Annotated in this window: 4 protein-coding genes and 1 pseudogene; 4 read left to right on the top strand and 1 reads right to left on the bottom strand. The window is 68.6% G+C overall.

The features are described 5' to 3' along the window. Positions 1–171: 171 nt before the first annotated feature. From ABGA94_RS15985 to uvrD, 4 genes and pseudogenes are all read left to right on the top strand, one after another. Entirely contained in the window at positions 172–420 is a 249-nt protein-coding gene (locus ABGA94_RS15985; RefSeq protein ID WP_375367779.1) for a hypothetical protein, read from the top strand. A 125-nt stretch (positions 421–545) separates the two neighbouring features. Next, positions 546–1,964 (top strand): cardiolipin synthase, encoded by a 1,419-nt coding sequence (gene cls / locus ABGA94_RS15990; RefSeq protein WP_065177824.1) that lies wholly within the window; start codon positions 546–548, stop codon positions 1,962–1,964. Between the two features lie 45 nt (positions 1,965–2,009). Beyond that, positions 2,010–3,431: an FAD/NAD(P)-binding protein gene (locus ABGA94_RS15995; RefSeq protein ID WP_375367780.1), complete on the top strand. Its 1,422-nt coding sequence runs from the start codon at positions 2,010–2,012 to the stop codon at positions 3,429–3,431. Positions 3,432–3,439: 8 nt separating this feature from the next. Beyond that, a pseudogene (gene uvrD / locus ABGA94_RS16000) lies at positions 3,440–5,554 on the top strand (DNA helicase II); the annotation flags it as partial. On the opposite strand, the gene ABGA94_RS16005 reads toward uvrD, so the two are convergent. Beyond that, positions 5,533–5,729, bottom strand: a 197-nt coding sequence (locus tag ABGA94_RS16005; protein WP_375367781.1) for a hypothetical protein, incomplete at its 5' end; no start/stop codon positions are given. The pseudogene uvrD and the gene ABGA94_RS16005 overlap by 22 nt on opposite strands.

Here is a 5,729-nt window from a genome sequence, read left to right on the forward strand (position 1 = left end):
CGCTGCCGGAGATCCCTCCGGCGACGGTTGGTGACCTATCCGCCTCTATGGCGGACGGTGCGAGGGGGCCTTGCGCCCGCCGGTTCGTTTGCTGATTGATTGCTTCCCGGTATTGCAACCACGCATCGTCCGCCACCTTCACCGGTGGCCAGATCCGTTGAAGGAGGTTGCATGAACACCCCATCACACCGCCAGGACCTGGAACTGGGCTGGCTGCGCCTGCAGCGCATGTTGCAAGGCATCGAGGGCATGGCGCTGCTGCTGTGCGACCACCATCTGGCACTGGCCAACGGCGCGCCGTCGCCGCTGCCGGAGGCGCAGCTGGAGCGGGCCGTACAGGCGATCGCCTGCATGGCGCTCAACGGCCGCCGCCATGCCGACGCGGTGCGGCAGCTGTGCGAGGTGCCGGTGCGGCATTGAACCATCCTGTAGAGCCGAGCCCACGCTCGGCTGCTCTGCGGTCGGGCCGAAAGGCAGTCGAGCATGGCTCGACTCTACAAAGGCCGCTGGGCAGAATGGCCCATCACCTCCCGACGGGCGACACGATGCTGTTCGAGTGGTTGCTGGGTTCGTACCTGCTGCTGATCGACTGGCTGATCCGGCTGGTTGCGCTGTGCTGGATCCCCACCCGCACCACGCCGGGGGCGGCGCGCAGCTGGCTGTTGCTGGTCGGCTTCGTGCCGCTGCTGGGCCTGCCGCTGTACCTGCTGTTCGGCCACCCATGGCTGTCGCGCGAGCGCATCCGCCGCCAGGCCGAGGCCTCGCAGGTCATCCGCGAGGAACAGGCGCTGCAGCATCGCCTGCGCTGGACACCGCAGCCGGACACCGCCAGCGCCGAGATCGTGCCGCTGGTGCAGCGCCAGGGCGACTTCATGCCGGTGCACGGCAACGCGGTCGACCTGCTGACCGACTACGACGAATCGCTGCACACGCTGATCACCGACATCGACCAGGCCGAAGACCGCGTGCACCTGTTGTACTACCTGATGTTCGATGACGCGGTGGGCGAGGCGATCGTCGAGGCCCTGCAGCGAGCGGCTGCACGCGGCGTGCAGTGCCGTGTGCTGCTCGACGCGGTGGGCGCCAAGCGTGGCCTGCGCGCCTATCGCAAGCGCCTGCAGGCGCGCGACATCGAGGTACGCGCGATGCTGCCCGGTGGCCTGCGCTGGCGCCGCAGCGGGCGCATGGATCTGCGCAACCATCGCAAGATCGCGGTGATCGACAACGAAGTGGCCTATGTCGGTTCGCAGAACCTGGCCGGCCCGCAGTTCGTGCCCGGCCACCCGAACCGCGAGCTGGTGGCGCGCGTGCGTGGCCCGGCAGTGGCGCACCTGGAAGCGGTGTTCGCCAGCGACTGGTACATGGAAACCGGCCAGCGCCTGGACGTGATCGCCGATGTGCCCGAGTGCAGTGACGACATCGCCACCCAGCTGCTGCCAAGCGGCCCGGCCTATCCGTACAGCAATGCGCGCGATGCGGTGGCGGCGCTGATCCACCTGGCACGGCGACGGCTGGTGATGGTCACGCCGTATTTCGTGCCTGACGAAGCTACGCTCAGCGCGTTGCGCATTGCGGCCTTGTCCGGTGTGCAGGTGCAGCTGATCCTCTCGGCCAGCAACAACCAGCGGCTGACCTCGTGGGCGCAGGAGGCGTACTACGACGAGCTGCTGCGCTGTGGCGTGCGCATCGCGCTGTACGAGCCGCAGTTCCTGCACGCCAAGCACATGAGCGTGGACGAGGACATCGCCGTGCTCGGCTCGATCAACATGGACATCCGCTCATTCGCGCTGAATGCCGAGATCGGCCTGGTCTGCTACGACCGCGCGCTGGTGCAGCAGCTGTGTGCGATCGAGGATGGCTACCTGCGCGAGTCGCGGCAGCTGGACCTGCAGCAGTGGCGCAGCCGCCCCACGTGGCGGCGCAGCCGCGAAGGCATCGCACGGCTGGCCGATGCGTTGATGTGAGGCGGCGGCAATCGCCCGCTTCGGCAACCCGGCCCGTCATCGCCGATGGCCTACAATCGGCGCATGACTGATTCACCGCGTAATGGCGAACTGGACCTGGCAATCATCGGTGGTGGTGCGGCCGGGGTGCTGGTGGCGATCCAGGTACTGCGCCAAGCCAAGGCGCCACTGGCGTTGGCCATTCTCGAACCGGCTTCGCAGCTGGCCCAGGGCATCGCCTATGCCACGCCGTGGCCGGAGCACCTGCTGAACGTGCCGGCGGCGAAGATGAGTGCGTTTGCCGACCAGCCCGGCGATTTCCTCGACTACCTGATGGCCGCCAACGCCTACCCGGGCGAGGCGCGCGAGGTGCTGGGCGAGCGTTACGTATGCCGCCACTACTTTGCGGCCTACCTGCAGCAGCGCCTGCAGGAGGCCGCTGCGGCCAGCCCGGCGCAGCTGCAGGTGATCGCGCAGCCGGTGCTGGGCCTGCAGCCGGATGACCATGGCTACCGGCTGACACTTGGCGATGCCCAGACGCTGCACACCGTGCAGGCGGTGCTTGCCACCGGCAACAGCATGCGGCCGCTGCCGGTGGCCGGTGCCGAGGCATTGCCCGCCGATGATGTGATCGAGGCCTGGGACTACGACGGCGTGCGTACCCTGGCCGGTGAGCAGGCCGTGGCCATCGTCGGCTCCGGCCTGAGCATGGCCGACACCGTGCTGGCGCTGGTTGCCGCCGGCCACACCGGCCCGCTGCACGTGATCTCGCGCCATGGCCTGCTGCCGCTTCCGCATGCGCATGGCGGCCTGCCCACGTTCGACCCGGCCACGCTGCTGCCGATGCGCCTGCGCCAGCGCCTGCGCGCATTGCGCGGGTTCGCTCGCCAGGCGCAGGCCGACGGGCTGCCGTGGCAGGGCGTGATGGACCGCATCCGTCCGCATGGACAGGCGCTGTGGTGCAGCCTCGACGCGGCCGACCAGCGCCGCTTCCTGCGTCATGTGGTGCGCTACTGGGACGTGCATCGCCACCGCATCGCCGAAGAGGTCGACGCACAGCTGCAGGCGCTGATCGAAAGCGGCCAACTGCGCATTCACCGGTCCCGCCTGCAACGCGTCCGCCGCGAAGGCGATGCCCTGCGGCTGTCGGGTCGCGAAGCCAACGGCAATGAACAGCACTGGACGATCAGCGGCGTTGTCAACGCCACCGGCGTGGAAACCCGCGCCAGTGCGCTGCGCAATCCGTTGCTGCAGCAGCTGCAGGCCGAGGGCCTGGCCCGCCCCGGGCCGCATGGGCTGGGCCTGGACAGCACGGTGCCGGGCGACCGCCTGCGCAGCGCCAGTGGCCAGCCGCAGGCACGGCTGGGCGTGCTCGGCAGCCTGCGCATCGGCAGCCTGTGGGAAAGCCTGGCGGTGCCTGAACTGCGTCAGCAGGCGCAGGCACTGGCCACCCAGGTGGTCGCAGGAGCCGCGACGGCGATGCCGTAAAATGGGGCATGGATGTCTCCCACCTGCTTGATGGCCTGAACCCGGCCCAGCGCGAAGCCGTCTCCGCTCCCCCCGGTCACCACCTGGTGCTGGCCGGTGCCGGTTCCGGCAAGACCCGCGTACTCACCCACCGCATCGCCTGGCTGCATGAAGTCGACGGCGTGCCGACCCACGGCATTTTCGCGGTGACCTTCACCAACAAGGCGGCCGGCGAGATGCGCCACCGCATCGATGCACAGTTGCCCCATGGCAGCCGTGGCATGTGGATCGGTACCTTCCACGGCCTGGCCAACCGCCTGCTGCGCCTGCACTGGCAGGACGCCAAGCTGCCCGAAGGCTTCCAGGTGATGGATTCGGACGACCAGCTGCGGCTGGTCAAGCGCGTGGTGCAGGCGCTGGAGCTGGACGACGGCAAGTATCCGCCCAAGCAGATCGCGTGGTGGATCAACGCGCAGAAGGACGAGGGCCGCCGCCCGCAGCACATCCAGCCCGAACCGCACGACGCGTGGCTGGAAACCATGCGCCAGGCCTACATCGAATACCAGGCACGCTGCGACCGCGCCGGCCTGGTCGACTTCGCCGAGCTGCTGCTGCGCGCGCATGAACTGCTGCGCGACAACCCGGCCCTGCTGGCGCATTACCGCGCGCGCTTCCGCGAAATCCTGGTGGACGAGTTCCAGGACACCAACGCCATCCAGTACGCCTTCGTGCGCGTGCTGGCCGGCGATTCCGGCCACGTGTTCGTGGTCGGCGACGATGACCAGGCCATCTACGGCTGGCGTGGCGCCAAGGTCGAGAACGTGCAGGGCTTCCTGCGCGACTTCCCGGGTGCGCAGACCATCCGCCTGGAGCAGAACTACCGCTCCACCGCCAACATCCTCGGCGCCGCCAACGCGGTGATCGCGCACAACCCGGACCGCATCGGCAAGCAGCTGTGGACCGACAGCGGCGACGGTGAACCGATCGACCTGTACGCGGCGTACAACGAGATGGACGAGGCGCGCTACATCGTCGAGCGTGCCCGCCAGTGGGTGCGCGACGGTGGCAGCTACACCGAAGTGGCCGTGCTCTACCGCAGCAACGCACAGTCGCGCGCGCTTGAAGAGGCGCTGCTGAGCGAACAGGTGCCGTACCGCGTGTACGGCGGCATGCGCTTCTTCGAACGTGCCGAAATCAAGGACGCGCTGGCTTACCTGCGCCTGCTGTCCAACCGCAACGATGACGCCGCCTTCGAGCGCGCGGTCAACACGCCTACCCGGGGCATCGGCGACCGCACGCTGGACGAAGTGCGCCGCGAGGCGCGCGCCCAGGGCATCTCGCTGTGGGAAGCAACGATGCTGGTCACCCAGGGCAACGCGCTGGCCGCACGCGCGCGCAATGCACTGGCCGGCTTCCTGGGGCTGGTCAACGAGCTGCAGGCGCAGACCGTGCACATGACCCTGGCCGAGCGCGTGGACCACGTGCTGGCCCGCTCGCAGCTGCGCGAGCACTGGAGCAAGGAAAGCCGCAATTCGCTGGATTCGGAATCGCGCACCGACAACCTCGACGAACTGGTCTCGGTCGCTTCGCGCTTCGTGCGCCGCGCCGACGACATCGAGGAAGTGGGCGAGGACATGGACGAGCTGGTCGCGTTCCTGGCCTATGCCGCGCTGGAGGCCGGTGAAGGCCAGGCGCAGGCGGGCGAGGACGGCGTGCAGCTGATGACCCTGCACTCGGCCAAGGGCCTGGAATTCCCGCTGGTGTTCCTGGCCGGCCTGGAGGAAGGCCTGTTCCCCAGCGCACGTTCGCTGGAGGAAAGTGGGCGTCTGGAAGAAGAGCGTCGGCTGGCCTACGTGGGCATTACCCGCGCGCGCCAGAAACTGGTGCTGAGCTATGCCGAATCGCGCCGCATCCACGGCCAGGACAACTACAGCCTGCCATCGCGCTTCCTGCGCGAGATTCCGCGCGAGCTGCTGCACGAAGTGCGCCCGAAGGTGCAGGTCTCGCGTCCGGCCTCGCTGGGCAGCAGCCGGGTGATGGGCCATGCCTCCATCGAGTTGCCACCGATCAAGCTCGGCGCACTGGTCACCCATCCCAAGTTCGGCGAAGGCATGGTGACCGACTACGAAGGCAACGGCGCCCACGACGCGAGGGCATCGGGCAGGGCAATGGTGGCGGCCAGCTTGCCACCCTTCAGGCGGTCTTCCACCTTCGGCACCTTGCCGTAGCCGACGCGGATATAGCCGTCGGCATCCTGCGACGGGCGGGCCGAATCGAACTTGACCACGCCGGCCGGCGTGTTGCGGCCGAACAGGGTGC

It is taken from the genome of Stenotrophomonas sp. 3diitr2024, from assembly GCF_042136455.1.
GTDB lineage: Bacteria > Pseudomonadota > Gammaproteobacteria > Xanthomonadales > Xanthomonadaceae > Stenotrophomonas > Stenotrophomonas sepilia.